Genomic DNA, 16,698 nt, shown 5'->3' with positions numbered 1-16,698 from the left:
ATGACGTTGCGAGCACTGCTGATCGGCGCCCAGACCTATGGCCTGACCGGTGTGCACACCGACGTGGAGGTGATGGCGGAGACACTCGGTGCCCGCGGCTGCACCACCCTGCGGACGTGCACGGAAGGCGACGCCACGTACGAGGGCATCACCGAGGCGATGAACCGGCTCCGGGCGGACACCCGGCCGGGTGACGGCGTGGTGGTGTACTACTCGGGGCACGGCGCGCTCCTGGGCGAGTTGCAGTACCTCGTCCCCGTCGACATGGGCGACAGCACCCCCACCGACTTCCGCGGTTACCTGGCCGAGGAACTCACCGCCGCCGTCCGGGCGCTCAGGGAGCGGACGCCGAACCTCACCGTGATCCTCGACTCCTGCCACTCCGGCGGCGCCGTGCGGGAGGCGGCGTACGAGTCGGGGCGGTGGGCCCTGAAGTCGGTGGAGCTGCCCGCCGTCGCCCGGGACGCGGGACTCGCCCGCGCGGCTCGACTCGCGCGGCCCGGGGGCCCGCTCGTCCCCGGCGTGGTCCGGCTGACGGCATGTCAGCAGCACGGTTCCGCGTACGAGGCGGAGCTCGTCCCCGGCAAGGGACGGCAGGGCGTCTTCACCGCGGCCCTGGCCGAGTTCCTCCGCCCCCGCCGGCACCCGCGTGTGCCGTGGTCGGTGCTGATCGCCCGGGTCCGCGACCGCGTCAAGCAGCAGCAGGTACGCCAGTGGCCCGATGCGGGCGGGCCGTCCGGGCGGCTGCCGTTCTCCCTCGACGAGCCCGCCGAGCCCGAACGGCTCCCGCTGGTGCGGCGCGACGGCCGGTTCGCCGTACCGGGCGGCGCCGTCTTCGGTCTGGGCGTAGCGGACCAGGTCAGCATGGTGTTCCCCGGCAGCGGTACGCGGCACGGCGGCACCGGGACCTCGGTACCCGCGACCGTGGACGAGATGAGGGCCGGCGACGCTCTGCTGCGCCCGGCGACGTCTGCCCTTGCGAGCCCTGCCGCCGGTGACCTGCGCACCGCGCTGCTGCCCCCCGGCGCCCACGCGCTCGCGGTGCGTGTCCACGACCGCCGCCGTGTCCTCATCGACGCCGAAGACCCCCTCGCCGGCGCGCTCCGTGAGGAACTGGCCCGCTGCCCACGGCTGGCGGAGACCGACGACGCCCAGGATGCCTTCGCCACCGTCCGCGCACACGACGGAACCTGCGCGGTCCTGAACCCGGAGGGGCTGCCCTTCCGGTACCCGTCCGAAGCGGCGCATGCCAGTCCGTCCGGGCTGATCGCGCTGCTGGAGGAACTCGCCCGCGGCGAACGCGTACGGCGTCTTGGCGACCCGCCGCGACCGGGCCGCCTGGAGGCGGACCCGGACATCCTGATCGAGGCCCGGCAGCCCGCCACGAGCGGGCACTGGCGCGAACTGCACGCGGCCGGCGAGCGGCTCCACCACGGTGACCACTACCGGGTCACCGTCACCAACCGTTCCGGCGTTCCGCTGTACTTCTGGGTGATCGGTGTCGGGCTGAGCGGCCGCACCTCGCTGGTGACCAACGACCAGCCCAGCGGCTACCGCCTGGAACCCCATGGTGCCGAGCACCGCGGCACGCGCACGACCCCGCCCGTCACCATCTACTGGCCGTCCGACGTGCCCGAGCAGGGTCCACGGCCGGAGACCATCCACGTCCTGGTCGGCGACCGCCCGATGGACCTCAGCGGTCTCGCCTCGCGCGAGCGGTCCGCGCACACCGCCGGTCCCACCCTGAGCGCGCTGCTGCGGGAGGTCTGGGAGGGCACCCGCGACCAGATGCTCGAGGTGGGCGAGGAGTTCCACTACCGCGTGAAGACGGTGCACGCGGACGCGCTGCCGGAGCCGGAAGGCGAGCGCCCGTGATCCGCCTGCCCCCGGTGGTGCGCCGGGTCCAGGCCGACCGCAGCGCCAAGCGGCAGCGGTGGGCCGAGGCGTACGACCTGTACCGTGAAGCCGCCCGCGCCTACCCCGAACGGGTGCTCGCCGCAGCCTGCTGGCAGGACGCCGCGGGCATGGCCGGCCGGCTCGGCCGCTACTCCGAGCAGGAGGACTGCAGCAGGCGCAGCCTCGCCCTCCTGAACGGCACGGTGCTCAGCACCCCTCTGGTACGCAGGACGCGGATCAGAGCCCTGCTGGCCCTGGCCGAATCCCGCTACCGCACCGGTGACCTCACCGGCGGGGAGGAAGTCGCCCGCCGGGTCTACGACATGACCGCCGGGAAGGACGCCGACTTCGCCGCCGAGGCCTTCCACCGGCTCGGCCAGGCGCTGCTCCTCCAGGGTCAGGTCGGCGGCGCCCTGACTGCTTTCACCCGCGCCGTCGAGACCGCACGAGCCGGCGGACAAGGGCTGGAGGTGGCCCAGGAACTGGTGAGCCTCGGCGTCGCCGCCGCGACGGTGGGCGACGACGCCACCGCCCGCGACTGCGCTGCCGAGGCCGAGCGGCTCGCGCGGGCATCGACCCGGCGAGAACGCACCACGGTGCTCGCCTCCGCCCTCGGTTTCCGGTCCCTCGTGCTGCGGCGCGAACTGCGCGGGGAGGAAGCGGTCGCGTACGCACGCGAGGCCCTGACGCTGCTGTCCGACCCGGTCGGCCGGCAGGACGTCGCGGTACTGGCGCAGTCCCGTGAACGGCTCGCGACCTGCCTGCTCTCCTGCGACGAGCCGCAGAAGGCGGCCGAGGCGATCGATCTGCTGCGCCGCAACCACTCGGAGGCGGTCGAGCGCGGCGACGCACTCTTCATCGTCTCCTCCGCCGCCAACCTCGCCGGTGCCCATGCGCTGGTGGACGCCATGGAGGAGGCGCTCGCCTGGGCGGAGCGAGCCGTGGACGCCGCGCGGAACGCCGGCCAGGGGCCGCACATGGCCGCCTCCGCCCTGCTGACCCTGGGGACCATGCTGCAGGTGCGCGGGAGGCACGCCGAGGCCGACCGCCGTTTGCTGGAGGCGGTCACGCTGTGGGAACAGGTACGCGCCACCAGCCGCAACGAGCTCGAGCACATCGACCTGCTCGGTGAACAGGCCCAGGTGTACCGGGCCCTCCAGCGCTGCCGGGTCGCAGGCGGCGACCCGGACGGCGCGCTGGAGGCGGCGGAGCGGGTCCGCGGCCTGCTGCTGGAACAGCGGCTCCTCGCCGGGTGCTCCTCCGGCCCCGTCACGAGCCCTGGGCCGAGGACGGCGGCCCGGACCGCGCGAGAACTGTCCGAGCAGGCCGCCCGGAACAACACGGTCACGCTCGTGTACAGCCTGCTCGGGCCCGCCCGCCCCAGCGTCCGCAGTGGCGCCACCACCGCCTATGTCTGGGTGATAGCACCCGGTGGCACGCGGCGGCATCACGAGGTCGACCTCGCCACCGTGCGCGCCGCGATGCCGAGCGCCGTCGCGGCCGACGCGGCCCCCTCCGGCGGCGGTGCGGACGGGGCCGCCGCCGAACCCCCCGAGAAGCGGCTCCTGCGGGCCCTGTCCCAGGGCACCGTGGTCCCGGACGCGAGCACCCGCGACAGCAGCCCGCTCGCCGAACGCGACTCCCACCAGGTCACCGACGCGCAACTGCGCCTGCTCGCCGACGCGTTCCTGCGGCCGGTCGAGGACGACCTGACGGCAGCCGGGACGCGGCGGCTGGTGGTCGTACCCGACGGGTTCCTGCACCACCTGCCGTTCAACGCGCTGCCCCTGAAGGACTCCACCCCGCTGGTGGACCGGTACACCGTGGCCGTGGCGCCGTCCACCCGGCAGGGCCCTCGGGCCACCGGGCGCAGCCGGCCCGTCGAAGTCTCATCGTCCCAGGCCCTGGTGGTGGGAAACCCCGACCCGCCGACGCAACCTCTCATGCCCGGGCTGCCCGCGCCCGCCCTCCGGGCCCTGCCCGCGGCCGAACGGGAGGCCCGGGACGTCGCCGACCTCTACGGAGCCCGCGCGCTCCTCGGTGCGGAAGCCACCCGCGAGGCCGTTCTCGCCCGGCTGCCGCGGGCCCGGTTCGCGCACTTCGCGACCCACGCCCTCGCCTGTGAGGAAGTCCTGCGGATCCCGGGGGCGCTCTGCCTCGCCCCGAGCGGCACGCCCGATCCGGTCGGCGGGACGCACGGGGACGGCGCGGACGGCTCGTACCTGCGGGCCGGCCACATCGAGCCGCTCGACCTCTCGGACTGCCCGCTCGTCGTGCTCAGTGCCTGTCAGACCGGCTGGGGCAAGCCCTCACCGGAGGGCAACCTCGGCCTGGCCCGTACCTTCCTGGCCACCGGGGTGGAATCCGTGGTGGTCTCCCTGTGGTCCGTGGACGACACGGCGACGGCCGATCTGATGACCGCGTTCCACCAGTACCTCGTCACGGGGACGACCACGGGAGAGGCTCTGCGCCGAGCCGTACGCGACACCAGGCGGCGTCACCCACGGCCGGAGGACTGGGCGGGGTTCAGCCTGCTGGGCAACGCCGATCTCCGGCTCTCTCCGGTGGCGCGGGGGTGAGCTCCTGCGAGGCGGAGCCCCGGGAGGAACGAGCGACGGGGACCCGGCAGCCGCCGACGGCCGCCAGATCCCCGTGCTGTCCCCGTACAGCCACCGTGCGGCACGCACGGGGACCACGTCCCCGCAGCAGTGCGGAATCCCGTGGGACGGTGTCAACGGGCTTGCGAAAAGCGGCTGTCCACCCTTGCGCAGCGACTACGATGCCGTACGTCACAAGTGCCGGAGAAGCCCGAGAAGCCGGAGAGGTGCTGTGATGCCGGACAGGTACACACAAGGCACGGGCTCCGCCGAGCGCTGGCCGCACGGTACTTTCCTGGCAGAGCTGGCCGGTTCCTCGGAGGCCGCCAAAACCCTGCTCTCCCTGGGAACCCTGCGGTCGTACGAGCCCGGCGAGACGCTTCTGGCCGAAGGGCTGCACGAGACGTTCGTCCTGTTGCTGCTGAGCGGTGTCACCAAGGTGACCGCTCTCACGGAGGACGGGGACACGGCGCTGTTGGCCGTACGGATCGGCGGGGACCTCGTCGGAGAGTTCGCGGCCTTCGACAACAGACCCCGCTCGGCCACGGTCACGGCCGCCGGCCGGGTCACGGCCCGGCGCATCGGACAGCTGGACTTCCTCGGCTGCCTCGACCGTTGTCCCGTGGCCGCGCTGGCGGTCAGCCGGATGCTCGTGCGCAAGAACCGGTGGTCGGTGCGGCGCCGCGGCGACTTCAGCGGTTGTCCGGTGGCGACGCGGGTCGCCAGGGTGCTCGTCGATCTGGTCGAGGACTACGGGCAGCCGTCGTGCGGCAGGGTCCTGATCGGGCCGCGGCTCACCCAGGCGGAGATCGCCGGACTGGTCGGGGCGAAGGAACGACGGGTTCACCACGTGCTGGGCGCGCTGGCCGAGCAGGGAATCATCCAGGTCGGCTACAGCCGCATCACCGTCGTCTCCCCGGCCGGACTGCGTCAGGCGGCACGGTTGACGGAACCGGACGACTGAGGCACGACGGCCGGGACTTGCGACAGGACGGAACGGCCGGCCATGGCACAGGACATCGAGGGGGGACGGGACATGGGGGACCGCGAGCACGACACGGAGAAGCAGTACGACCGAGGAGACCGTGACAACCACGACGACCACGACGACGTACTGGCCACCACGGACCTGATCGCCCTCGACAGCGTGGTGGCGAAGGGGGGAGGGCACCCCGTGCGTGACCGGGTCGCCCGTGCCTCGCTGGGGCGGCCCCTCGGCTTCGTGCTGCCCGGAGCCGGCGGTGGGGGGGCGACAGAGGCCGACGTGCACCGCGAGATGCTTCTGTGTTTCCCCTTCGACCTGGAGGAACTGCCGGACGGCCGCGGATACCAGCAGGTCACCCTCGCGGTACGGTTCGACGACGGGACACACGCCCTGGCCCTGCAGCCGGCGCCCGGCACGATGGCCGCGGATGGAACGGAGATCGTCGCGTTCGGGCTCGGCCAGGACCGGCTCCGCTGGACCTTCCGTGCCCCGGGTCGGGGCGGCGCTCTGCGCCCAGACGGCCGCTGGGTCCAGGCCGTCGTACGCGTACCGGCGACCGCAGAGGAGGTGTCCGGCCGGCTGAGCCTGACGACGGTGACTGTGCAATCGGTGCTGGGCGGGGCCTTTGTGCGCAGGGAGGCGGCGAGTCCGCAGGACACGCGGTTCCGCCTGAGGCTCGCCGACGCCTGGGCGGCTGCCGCACCGCTCGCGCCCCACGGGGCACTCCCCGGGTCATGGGCGCTCGCAGGGTACGACGACGGCGCCATGCCGGACGGCGACGGCGAGACCGGCAGAGAGATCCACAGCGATGTCGACGGCGCTTCCGCCGACGGCGAGGAACTGCCCCCGGGCCTGCGGCGGCTCTGCCTCGCCGTCGACATCGAGAAGTACAGCGCCCGCGACAACGCCGACATGGTCCGGCTGCAGCGTGTCCTGCTGCGGACCCTGAGGGCCGCCTGCGCAAGGGCAGGCGTCGACTGGCAGCGCTGTGGCCGCCAGGCTCAGGGAGACGGTTATCTGCTCGTGCTGGAGCCCGGCATCGACGAGGTCAGGGTCGTCCCCAGGCTGCTGGACGGGCTCGCCGCGGGTCTGGCAACCGCCAATGCCGCAGCCGCCGCCCACCGGCCTCCTGGCACGGAGTCGGACCGGGGCCCCACCGTCCCCCGCGAGGTCCGCATGCGGGCCAGCCTGCACCAGGGCATCGTGCACGAGGCGGACAGCGGCTACGCGGGATCGACGGTGGTAGCCCTCTTCCGCGTCCTCGACTCCGGTCCCGTCCGCCGCAGGCTCGCCGACAACCCCTCCTCCCATCTGGCGGTCGCCTTCTCCGACACGCTCTACAAGGATCTTGTAGCCACCGGTTACGAAGGACTGTCGGGGAACGGCTTCGAGCGGGCCGAGATACACGTCGAAACCAAGGGCTACACCGGGGTGGCATGGATCCAGGTGAGGCCGACGGGCCGTGGACGCGTCGGCGCCCTGTGAGCCCTCACCGGTCCGCCGGCGCGCCGACAAGGACACAGCGGCCCGGCACGCCGTCGAGGCAGTGGGCGGCCCGTCAGGTCGGGCTCGACGGGACGATCCCGTAACGGCGCATCCTGCGGTACATGGTGGCGCGGGAGATCCCGAGGTCCTGCGCGGTGCGCTGGACGTTGGAGTTGCGGGCCACCAACCCACGCAGAACTGGCGTCGCGTTCCAGCGCCTCGATGGTGGTCAGGACCTTGTGCGAGGACACCCGGCATTCCGGCGGCAGGTCCTCCACGTGGATCACCCGGCCGGGAGGCCGCCGGACCAGGCCGCGGATCACCGACTCCAGCTGCCGGACGTTCTCCGGCCAGGGGCATCACTGAAACACGGCCAGCGCATCCGGGGAGAACCTGCTCTCGTCGCTCGGCCGGTACTTACGCAGGAACAAGCGCGCCAGGTGCTCGATGTCCCCGTAGCGATGACGCAAGGGCGGCACCTCCACCGTGGCATCGCAGAACTGGTCCGGCTGGTCGTCGGTGCCGACCATCGAAGGCTGACTGGTCATCACCAGTTGTCCGGTGGCGGTGCCGTCCAGCTGCGTCAACAGGCTCCTCAGCCGCTGCCGCAGCTGGTCGCCCAGCATGTGTACGTCGCGCAGGACGAGCACGTTGGACGGTACGGCAAGCAGTTCTCGGATGTCGTGCGGCCAGCGCTCGGTGACAGCTGGGACATCCGACAGCGGCGCTTCCGCCATTTCCAGCCGGCCTCCGGCGCCATGGGCCCGGTGCAGGACCTCGACCGGCGTCCCCTTGCCGACGCCGGCTTCGCCCAGGAGATGAAGCCATGTTCCGGCGACGAACGCCGCTTCGCTGTCGGCGACCGCGCGCAACCACTGCGGGGAGGAGCCCAGCAGGCCCAGGACCGGCCGGGCGGGTGTGGCGGAAACCGCGGGGCCGGGCTGAGAGCGCCCGATCAGCCGGACTCGCAGGACGGCGCCCGTTCTGCTTGGGAGTCCACACCTACGAGTTCCCGAGCAGCTCGATCGACATCACCGTCAACCACGGAAACGCACATGATCGTGGGTGCTCCACCAGATAGAGAAAATCGTCAAACTGACGAGATCATGCGTCTGGCTCGTTGTCCGCGCAGTCGACCGCACCGTCCGGGACGTGAAGGAACGCGAGGTGGACACCACCCGGCAGGTCAACCGCTGCAGTAGGGCCAGTCCCCCGGCTCGGCCAGTCTGAAGCTGCCAGTGAGTCCAAGAAAAAACGCCCACACCAGAGGCGTGGGCAAGAGGGAATTCCGAACCACGACAGCTGACCCGGACGTTACACGCCCACACACCGGCGTCACCACAGGAAATGATCACACCGCACACCGAGATCGTGCGCGCGGTGCCCGCCGGCGCTGACGGGCACGCTCATCTCATGCTGCTGCCGTTGGCTTCGCTGATTCGGCGGCGCGGCGATATTCGGCGTTGATGCGCTGGGCTTCCTCGAGCTGGTCTTCGAGGATGACGATCCGGCAGGCGGCCTCGATGGGGGTGCCCCGATCGACCAGTTCCCGGGCGCGGGCGGCGATGCGCAGTTGGTACCGGGAGTAGCGGCGGTGGCCGCCTTCGGAGCGCAAAGGGGTGATGAGGCGGGCTTCGCCGATGGCGCGGAGGAAGCCCTGTGTGGTGCCGAGCATCTCGGCGGCCCGGCCCATGGTGTAGGCGGGGTAGGTGTCGTCGTCGAGACGGCTGAACGTGTCGTCTGCTGTCATTGCACCTCTCTGTGGAACGCGTGGAGGGGCCCTGGCGCCTTACTGGCACCAGGGCCCCGAAGGAACTACTACACCATCTGCCGGCCCTGATACTGCACCGGCCCTCTGTTTCCGCAGACCCGACCGAGAAGCTGTCGGGGGCGCGGGGATCGCGGTTGCCTGACCGGAGACCACCTCACTATCGATGTCCTGCGGTACCCGGGGCCAAGACTTCTGCCCGGGCGATCCTGATGGCGCTCGGCTCCTCCGTTCTTCCCTCTTGATCAACTACTCACCAACGGAAACTGCGAACCTCTGATGGCCTCGAACAGCGCCACTCTTCGGCAGCCAGCCCCGTCACCCGTCGTGCGTCTGCTCTGGCTTGGAACCCCACTGCCGAACCTCCCGGTGCGCGCGTCCGCAGCCGACGCCTTCACCGAGGTACTGCTCACTGACTTCACTGCTGGGTACTGCGATCCTTCATTTGCGGGTACTGCCACTGCGGTACTGCTCATGGCGGCCCCTGATCACTGCGGGCCACCCGGTCCGGTCGTCAGTCCCGTCGCCGTCCTGCAACCGCTCTGGCTTCGAAACTCCACCACCGCACCGCCCTGCGAACTGCAACTGCGGTACTGCTGGCCGGCAGTTCATCTCTGCCGGGCCTCACTCGATCTCGGCTACGAGAGAAACCATAACCACACCGTCACCGAATGTCTACTCTGGGTTACACAGATTTCTGTGCGCTCGAAGACGAGGCAATCCGCCTCGACCGGTCCATGGCTGGTTCAAGCAGCTCCGAGGCTCAGTCACCGCCGTCTTCGGCTCCCCCGCGAAGCAAGGACGGGCCGCTCACGCGTCTGCACTTCCATGCCGCCCGGATCCCGCAGGGCACCCTGGGGGTCCCGAGGCGGGTGGGAGATACCGGTTTGCGATCGAGGAAGTCAGCGCCTGGACCGTGGGCGACTTCAGCTGTTCCGGCCACTGAGCGACGGCGACGGGAACCCGCTGCACGTAGTGTGGGCCCGACCGGCGTACCGGTCGGGCCCACACTGCTGGTCAGGCGACGGCTCGTGTCTGTTTACCCGGTCAGACCGTGACGGGGGTGCCGAGCATCACGGAGGCGTGCTGCATCGGGCTGAGAATGCCCGGGGACGCTGTCTTGGGAACGGCGCGGCAGGTGAAGCCGAGCTGAGTCATGGCCCGCAGGACTTCGGCGGCGCTGAAGTCTCGGCGGTCCTGGCGGGTGATGACTTGGCCGACTTGCTTGAGGGGGTAGTGGCGGCGGCCGATGATCACCGAAGCTCCGGTGACCGGTTCAGGCTTGGTGCCCTTCATCGATTCCAGCACTCCGCCCCTGGTGAGCTCGAAGTGGAAGCGGGCGATGACGCAGCGCATGTGGCCTCACGGGGAGAAGGGAAGAACGGTCCGACCAGGGGCGAGGTGTTTCAGCGGGAGAGGGCGAGGATGCCCAGGCCGCTGCCTTGCTCGTCGACCACCGGCAGGACACCGAGCCGACGGGAGCGCATCGCCTGCCCGGCTTCGGCCATCGTGGTCACGGGTGAGGCGAACGAACCGTGGTCGCCGAGGATGTCGCGCAGGCGGACACGGTCCGTGTAGTCGGAGCTGTCGCGGACGGCGGCGAGTTCGGTACGGGCTACCAGGCCGGTGCACTGGTCGTCCTGGTCGCAGACGACCAGTCGGCCCGTGCGTGCGGCGGCCATGACGGCCAGCGCCACCTCGACGCTCATGTCGTCACAGACCTGCGGTCCGGCCTCGTCCATGCCCTCCACCGCCGTCCTGTGAGCGGGGTTGGCGCCCGCCGGACGGGGCTGCGTCTGAATCAGCGTCAAAAGGTGCCTCCTGCGAGATGGGCCGGCTTCCTGATCGCGAAGGTTCTAGGCCACCGTGTCGAGGACGGGCTGGCGTACGCCGGCGCGCCGGGTCGCCGAGGAAGGGCGGCGTCGGCCTCGGGAGGTGGCGCCGCGCTTGGGGCGTTCGACCACCGGTGCGGTGATGACGACCGGGATGCCGGACGGGGCCTGGGCGCCGGTGATCCGGCTCAGGGCCTCGTCGCCCGAGCGGATCTGGGTGGTCTGCGGCCGGATTCCGGCGTCCGACATGAGGCGGGCCATGCCGCGGCGCTGGTTCGGCGTGACGAGCGTGACTACGCTGCCGGACTCGCCGGCGCGGGCGGTACGGCCGCCGCGGTGGAGGTAGTCCTTGTGGTCGGTCGGCGGATCGACGTTGACGACCAGGTCGAGGTTGTCGACGTGGATGCCACGCGCCGCGACATTGGTCGCCACCAGCACGGTGACGTGCCCGGTCTTGAACTGCGCCAGCGTGCGGGTGCGCTGCGGCTGCGACTTGCCGCCGTGCAGCGCGGCGGCGCGCACCCCGCTGTTGAGCAGGTCCTGGGTCAGCCGGTCGACGGCGTGCTTGGTGTCCAGGAACATGATCACGCGGCCGTCGCGGGCGGCGATCTCGATCGTGGCGGCGTGCTTGTCGGCGCCATGGACGTGCAGGACGTGGTGCTCCATCGTGGTGACCGCACCGGCCGACGGGTCGACCGAATGCACGACGGGGTCGGTCAGATAGCGGCGCACCAGCAGGTCGACGTTGCGGTCCAGGGTGGCGGAGAACAGCATGCGCTGCCCCTCCGGGCGCACCTGGTCGAGCAGCGCGGTGACCTGGGGCATGAAGCCCATGTCGGCCATCTGGTCGGCCTCGTCCAGCACGGTGATGCCGACGTGGTTCAGCCGGCAGTCGCCGCGGTCGATGAGGTCCTTGAGCCGCCCCGGTGTCGCGACGACGACCTCGGCTCCGCCGCGCAGCGCGCCGGCCTGCCTGCCGATCGACATGCCGCCCACCACCGTGGCCAGCCGCAGCCGCACGGAGCGGGCGTACGGGGTGAGCGCGTCGGTCACCTGCTGTGCCAGCTCACGCGTGGGTACGAGGATCAGCCCCAGCGGCCGGCGGGGCTCGGCACGCTGTCCGGCGGTGCGGGCGAGCAGGGCGAGGCCGAAGGCGAGGGTCTTGCCGGAACCGGTGCGGCCGCGGCCCAGGACGTCACGGCCCGCCAGGGAGTTCGGCAGCGTCGCTCCCTGTATCGGGAACGGTGCGGTCACCCCCTGCCTGCCGAGTTCGGCCAGCAGTTGCTCGGGCATGTCGAGATCGGCGAAGCCCTCAACGGCGGGCAACGCGGGGGTGATCGTCCTGGGCAGCGCGAACTCACCCTGCACTGCGGCGGGCCGACGGCCGTAACCGCCGGAGCGGACGGGCCCGCCGGTACGGCGCGGTGCCTGCGAGCCGTAGCCGCTGCCGCCCCTTCCGGCGTCGGCACGGCCGTCACGGGGGCGGGCGGGGCGGTCGTTCCTGTACGCGCGGTTCATGCGGAACCTTCCTCGATGTGGCACATATCAAGGAATTCCCGCCGCGATGAATGGCACGGAGAATTACAAGTATGGACCGGTGGCAAAAGAAAGCAGATCTGGCCGGCGAAAACATCCGTGGGCACAGGTCCTGAAATGGGTGACGCGATGGGACCTTGCGATCCAGGCGCCGGCTGCGGTGCAGCGCTTCAGGATGCGCCTGCGCCCTGAGGGCTGAACCGCTTGTGGTGGTACTGCGGATTCCTCCGGGGCATCCCGCGGGTGAAAGCCGCTGCGGGATACGCATGCAGCTGGGGCCCGCACCCCGAAGGATGCGGGCCCCAGCTACGGATTGCGCGTGAGCGTCAGGCCGGAACGATGTTCTCGGCCGTCGGGCCCTTCTGGCCCTGCGCGATGTCGAAGGTCACCTTCTGACCCTCGAGCAGCTCACGGAAGCCCTGCGCGGCAATGTTCGAGTAGTGGGCGAACACGTCGGCGCCGCCGCCGTCCTGCTCGATGAAGCCGAAGCCCTTTTCCGCGTTGAACCACTTCACGGTACCAGTAGCCATGTCATATCTCCCTTGGGGCAGTGCATCGGCGTCCGCACCACGCGGACGCCGTGTCGCCGCGATGATCACCCCGCCCGGAAATGACCGGAAATACAAAAGTGCTCCCGACCGGCAGAAGCCTGGTGGGGGCACTTGAAGTTTCGGGAACCACAACTGCAACTGAGATAGACAGTAGCACGCCGGAGCGGCCCGCGTGCGGTGGATAATTCCACTCTGCTCTTCGCGGCAAAAATCCCACTGCACGGACCCCCCAAAATCTGATCCCCCGGGAACAGATATTGATTCACTCGGAGCTTAGTGTCTCAGGAAGAGTTGCCAACCGGCACGCTGCGCGACGGCTGGAGTAAATCCGCTGCCGCCCAGGAAATGCAGCTGCGAGACTTGGGTGATGACCACGCAGCGGCTGCCGTTCCCGGTCCCGGACGAGCGAGCCCACCTCCTCAGTGTGGGTGAGGCGTCTGGTCATGAAGGTGATGGCGGCCCAGGTGATCAGGCTCTCGGACTGCTGGATGCACCGTTCGTACCCGCGCATGCCGACGGGACGTCTTCGTGTACTACTCCGACAGAGTGGCCAGGCAGGCCGACGGTGCGACGTGTGCTGGTGACCGTCGGCTGAAGCGCCATCACGTCAGCCAACCGAGCCGATAGGTCAGAGCACTTCTTCCAGCAGTTTTTCGGTCCAGATGGTTTCGCCCGCAACGGTGTAGCGGCTGCCCCAACGATGGGTCAGTCGCGCCACCAGGAACAGACCGCTGCCACCTTCGTCCGTCCACCGGGCCCGTCGCAGATGCGCCTGCGTCTGGCTGGGATCGGAGACCTCGCAGATCACAGGTTGACCCCGAATCAGCCGCAGGCCCACTGGGGCGTCGCCGTAGCGGATGGCGTTGCCGTCTGCACGATCACTCTCATGCTGTCGTTGCTCGCCGCACGGCCTGCCTGGTCACGGGCGAGCGCGATGAACCCGTCCGAGGCCGTCCAGCTGACCAGCGCGCCCGCGGTCACCTCGGTCACCCGCAGCCCCGGAATCCCGGTGTCCGCGTCGCCCAGCACCTCAAAGCCGGCCTGGACCGGCAAGAGCTCACCCGGGACACGAGTTCAGCCGGGACGCACGACACGCCGGTCGCCCGCCCACGAGGAGCACGATCATGCCACCGGCCTGCACACACGCCTGTTCGGACGGTGGAACGACGCGGTGGACCCCGGACGACGGCAACCGGCGGATGGGCCACGGGGCCCGGCCGGACACACCTGGCCGGCTCCCGTCCTGCGAACAGGAAGGGAGCCGTCCAGGTGTGTCCGGAGACGTTGTGCCCTCAGCGGGTCGCGTGACGGTGCGAATGCCGGTTGCCGGTGACGAGGCGGTAGAGGGCGAGCAGGATGACGGAGCCGGCGATCGCGGCGACCCAGGTGGAGAGATCGAAGAACCCGTCGATGGAGTCGACACCGAAGATGACCTTGCCGAGCCAGCCGCCGAGCAGACCGCCGACGATGCCGATGAGCATGGTGACGATGATGCCGCCCGGGTCCTTGCCCGGCATCAAAGCCTTGGCGATGGCGCCGGCGAGCAGGCCGATGATGATCCACGCGATGATGCCCATGGTGCCTTTCCACTTCGTCATATAAAGGCTGTGTCAGCTCATCGTCTGCACCGATCACGCCCGAACAAACATCTTCCCCGAACCCGGCCGTGCCAGCTCCTGACACCATCTCCCGCCGTCGTCGCGGCCGCGACGTCAGGCGGCGAACGGCCCCGTAATGATCTTTCGGTCGGACACGCGGGCGCCGGCTTTTGGGATCGGGCGTCGCCCACCTCCACTGGCAACCAAACCTGGCCGAACAGGGCCGCACCGGCACCGAGTCGAGCAACCACCGTGGACCGGAGCGGCATCGGCCCGTTCCCGGATCGCTCGCCATGCAGTCGACATGCTGGTTCCTCCGCATCCATGTCCGCCGACGCACCGGCCGCACGATCGCCCACGAACGCCGCCTGACGAAGGCGGGACGTGCTCGCACCGATCTGGAATCCCGCCCTGACCAGGCAAGATGGGAAAAGTATGTGAGGTTGCACAGACTCGGGGAAGAAGGTGCGGCAACCGACAGGAGGTTGCTGTGAGGGGTGGAGATCTGGAACTGGGCGAGTTGCTGGCCGCTGCGGAAGCGGCCCCGCCCGGTGAGTCCGTCGACGTGGTGGCACACGACCTGCAGAAGCGGTTCGGTGCCGAGGCCGTCTCCTTCCTGTTCGTCGACCTCATCGGTCAGCGGCTGGTACGCCTCGCCGCGACCGGTGACAAGGCCGCCGACCTTGGCGAGCCGATCGACCTGCAGGGCAGCGTCTACGACAGCGTTCTGCAAAGCCAGCGCCAGAATGTGGAACCGGACGGCCAAGGCGGACGACGCGTCATCACGCCCGTCACCAACCGCGGCGACTGCATCGGCGTCCTGGAGGTGAGCCTGCAGTCCGCAGACGACACCGTGCTGCGCCAGGTCCGCCACGCGGCCCACGCGCTGGCCTACATCATCGTCACGGACCGCCGCTTCACCGATCTGTACCACCAGGGCCGGCGCACTACCGAGACCAGCCTGGCGGCGGAGATCCAGCACCAGTTGCTTCCCTCGGCCTCCTGCTGCGAGGCGGCCCAGTTCACTCTGGCCGCCGGACTGGTCCCGGCCGACGACATCGGTGGCGACACCTACGACTACACGCTGGACCGCGACACTCTGCACCTGTCGATCACCGATGCCATGGGTCACGACACGAACTCTGCTCTGTTGGCCAGCTTGCTGGTCGGCGCGCTGCGGCGGGCACGTCGCAGCGGCTGTGACGCCCTCAAGCAGGCCCACCACGCCCACGAGGCCCTGCTGAGCCACAGCCGCGGCCTGGCCACCGGACAGCTGCTGTGCGTCGACCTCGCAACGGGCCTGTGCGAACTGGTCAACGCCGGCCACCCCCGGCCCCTGCTGCTGCGTGACAACGCCGTCGAAGAGGTGAAACTCGCCGTCAACCTGCCCTTCGGTGTGGTGGCACCCACCACCTACCGCCTACAGAAACTACTCCTGAGACCCGGGGACCGCCTGGTCCTGCTCACCGACGGAATGCAGGAACGCGGTGCCGCGGCCGTCGACCTGGCCTCGGTCATTCACGACACCCGCGCGCTGCACCCGCGAGAAGCCGTCCGGACCCTGACCGCCGCGGTGCTCGACGCCTGCCACGGCAACCTCAAGGACGACGCCACCGTCCTGATACTGGACTGGCACAGCAATCGCAGCCGTCCGGCCGGACCGAGCCCCGACCCCGCAGCCATGATGGCCTACTCCTGAGTCCCTGCTGGGAGCGGGCCTGCTCGACGGTGGGGTGGCAGGGATGAGCACGGCGATGCACAGTCTTTGAGCGTCACTCACGTGCCGGTGAGCGGTGGGGAAGACGTTGATCGGTAACTCTCTCGGGGGTGGTTGAAACGTGGCCCGGCCGTGATGCGGTGTCGCGCGAGTCCGCCGTCGTGGACCTCGCAGACGATCCGGTCGCTCTCGGCCCAGATCCGCAGCGTCCCCGAACCGGCGCCGTGGACGACGCTGTTGGTGGTCAGCTCCGCACCGCGCTCAGGAGTCGAGGCCGAGTTCGGCCCAGACCGTTTTGCCGGGCTGAGCCGGGGTGACGCCCCAGCGTCGGGCGAGTCGGTCGAGGAGCTGGATGCCAAAACCTCCGGGCTCGGTGTTCGCAGTGGCGCGTTTGCGGGGCCGACGGTCGCTGGAATCGCTGACGGCTATGTGCAGCCACCGCCCGTTCCAGGGGAGCTGGATCAGGGGCGGGCCGGAGCCGTGGCGGATGGCATCGGTGATCAGTTCCGAGACGAGCAGCTCAGCGGTCTCGATAGATGTCCGAGTTCAACGGAGCATAGTCAGCACCAAGTCAGCACGGGAGGAGTGAGCACGGGTGATGACGTGGGCTTTTAGTCAGCACCAAACCAGCACGGGAGTCAGCACCGCACCGTCAGATCACCCCGAACTGCGCGTCCCGGACAGCACTCGTTTCGACCACCTTCGAGCCCCTGAACCGCCCTTCCGCGAGCTG

At 70.1% G+C, this 16,698-nt stretch carries 14 protein-coding genes and 2 pseudogenes; 5 read left to right on the top strand and 11 right to left on the bottom strand.

From position 1 onward, the window contains the following. The 4 genes from ABZ876_RS31695 to ABZ876_RS31680 all read left to right on the top strand — a co-directional run bounded on the left by ABZ876_RS31695 (position 1) and on the right by ABZ876_RS31680 (position 6,963). Complete coding sequence (locus tag ABZ876_RS31695; RefSeq protein ID WP_361788404.1) at positions 1-1,875, top strand: caspase family protein; 1,875 nt, start codon at positions 1-3, stop codon at positions 1,873-1,875. Beyond that, entirely contained in the window at positions 1,872-4,475 is a 2,604-nt protein-coding gene (locus tag ABZ876_RS31690) for a CHAT domain-containing tetratricopeptide repeat protein (protein ID WP_361788402.1), read from the top strand. The genes ABZ876_RS31695 and ABZ876_RS31690 overlap by 4 nt, the downstream gene beginning before the upstream one ends. Positions 4,476-4,728: 253 nt before the next feature. Beyond that, positions 4,729-5,457 (top strand): Crp/Fnr family transcriptional regulator, encoded by a 729-nt coding sequence (locus ABZ876_RS31685; RefSeq protein WP_361788400.1) that lies wholly within the window; start codon positions 4,729-4,731, stop codon positions 5,455-5,457. 42 nt (positions 5,458-5,499) lie between these two features. After that, positions 5,500-6,963 (top strand): hypothetical protein, encoded by a 1,464-nt coding sequence (locus tag ABZ876_RS31680; protein ID WP_361788398.1) that lies wholly within the window; start codon positions 5,500-5,502, stop codon positions 6,961-6,963. Positions 6,964-7,036: 73 nt separating this feature from the next. On the opposite strand, the gene ABZ876_RS31675 is transcribed toward ABZ876_RS31680, so the two are convergent. The 10 genes and pseudogenes from ABZ876_RS31675 to ABZ876_RS31630 form a co-directional block, all read right to left on the bottom strand. Continuing rightward, a complete protein-coding gene (locus ABZ876_RS31675; protein ID WP_361788396.1) occupies positions 7,037-7,147 on the bottom strand; it encodes a helix-turn-helix domain-containing protein in 111 nt (36 codons plus the stop codon). A 175-nt stretch (positions 7,148-7,322) separates the two neighbouring features. After that, complete coding sequence (locus ABZ876_RS31670; RefSeq protein WP_361788394.1) at positions 7,323-7,835, bottom strand: hypothetical protein; 513 nt, start codon at positions 7,833-7,835, stop codon at positions 7,323-7,325. A gap of 539 nt (positions 7,836-8,374) precedes the next feature. Next, the gene (locus ABZ876_RS31665; RefSeq protein WP_361788392.1) at positions 8,375-8,713 is read right to left on the bottom strand and encodes a MerR family transcriptional regulator; all 339 of its coding nucleotides are present in this window, start codon (positions 8,711-8,713) and stop codon (positions 8,375-8,377) included. A 1,065-nt stretch (positions 8,714-9,778) separates the two neighbouring features. Next, positions 9,779-10,087 (bottom strand): SCO5918 family protein, encoded by a 309-nt coding sequence (locus ABZ876_RS31660; protein ID WP_361788390.1) that lies wholly within the window; start codon positions 10,085-10,087, stop codon positions 9,779-9,781. A gap of 50 nt (positions 10,088-10,137) precedes the next feature. After that, a complete protein-coding gene (locus tag ABZ876_RS31655; protein WP_361788388.1) occupies positions 10,138-10,542 on the bottom strand; it encodes a CBS domain-containing protein in 405 nt (134 codons plus the stop codon). Positions 10,543-10,587: 45 nt separating this feature from the next. Next, positions 10,588-12,081: a DEAD/DEAH box helicase gene (locus tag ABZ876_RS31650; protein ID WP_361788386.1), complete on the bottom strand. Its 1,494-nt coding sequence runs from the start codon at positions 12,079-12,081 to the stop codon at positions 10,588-10,590. 344 nt (positions 12,082-12,425) lie between these two features. Next, positions 12,426-12,629, bottom strand: coding sequence for a cold-shock protein (locus tag ABZ876_RS31645; RefSeq protein WP_006136369.1), 204 nt, complete (start codon positions 12,627-12,629; stop codon positions 12,426-12,428). A 649-nt stretch (positions 12,630-13,278) separates the two neighbouring features. After that, positions 13,279-13,515, bottom strand: a pseudogene (locus ABZ876_RS31640) (ATP-binding protein); the annotation flags it as partial. Continuing rightward, a complete protein-coding gene (locus tag ABZ876_RS31635; protein WP_361788384.1) occupies positions 13,473-13,703 on the bottom strand; it encodes a hypothetical protein in 231 nt (76 codons plus the stop codon). The gene ABZ876_RS31635 and the pseudogene ABZ876_RS31640, both read right to left, overlap by 43 nt. A 239-nt stretch (positions 13,704-13,942) precedes the next feature. Continuing rightward, entirely contained in the window at positions 13,943-14,227 is a 285-nt protein-coding gene (locus ABZ876_RS31630; protein ID WP_361788467.1) for a GlsB/YeaQ/YmgE family stress response membrane protein, read from the bottom strand. A gap of 511 nt (positions 14,228-14,738) precedes the next feature. On the opposite strand from ABZ876_RS31630, the gene ABZ876_RS31625 reads away from it, so the two are divergent. Continuing rightward, the gene (locus ABZ876_RS31625; protein ID WP_361788382.1) at positions 14,739-15,947 is read left to right on the top strand and encodes a PP2C family protein-serine/threonine phosphatase; all 1,209 of its coding nucleotides are present in this window, start codon (positions 14,739-14,741) and stop codon (positions 15,945-15,947) included. A gap of 170 nt (positions 15,948-16,117) precedes the next feature. Here the strand turns inward: ABZ876_RS31625 and ABZ876_RS31620 are convergent. Next, positions 16,118-16,219: pseudogene (locus ABZ876_RS31620) on the bottom strand (sensor histidine kinase); the annotation flags it as partial. Positions 16,220-16,698: the final 479 nt, after the last annotated feature.

Origin of the sequence: Streptomyces sp. NPDC046931 (assembly GCF_040644655.1) — a bacterium.
Classification (GTDB): Bacteria; Actinomycetota; Actinomycetes; order Streptomycetales; family Streptomycetaceae; genus Streptomyces.
The sequence above is the reverse complement of the archived record's forward strand: the minus strand, read 5'-3'. Positions and strand labels throughout refer to the sequence as shown.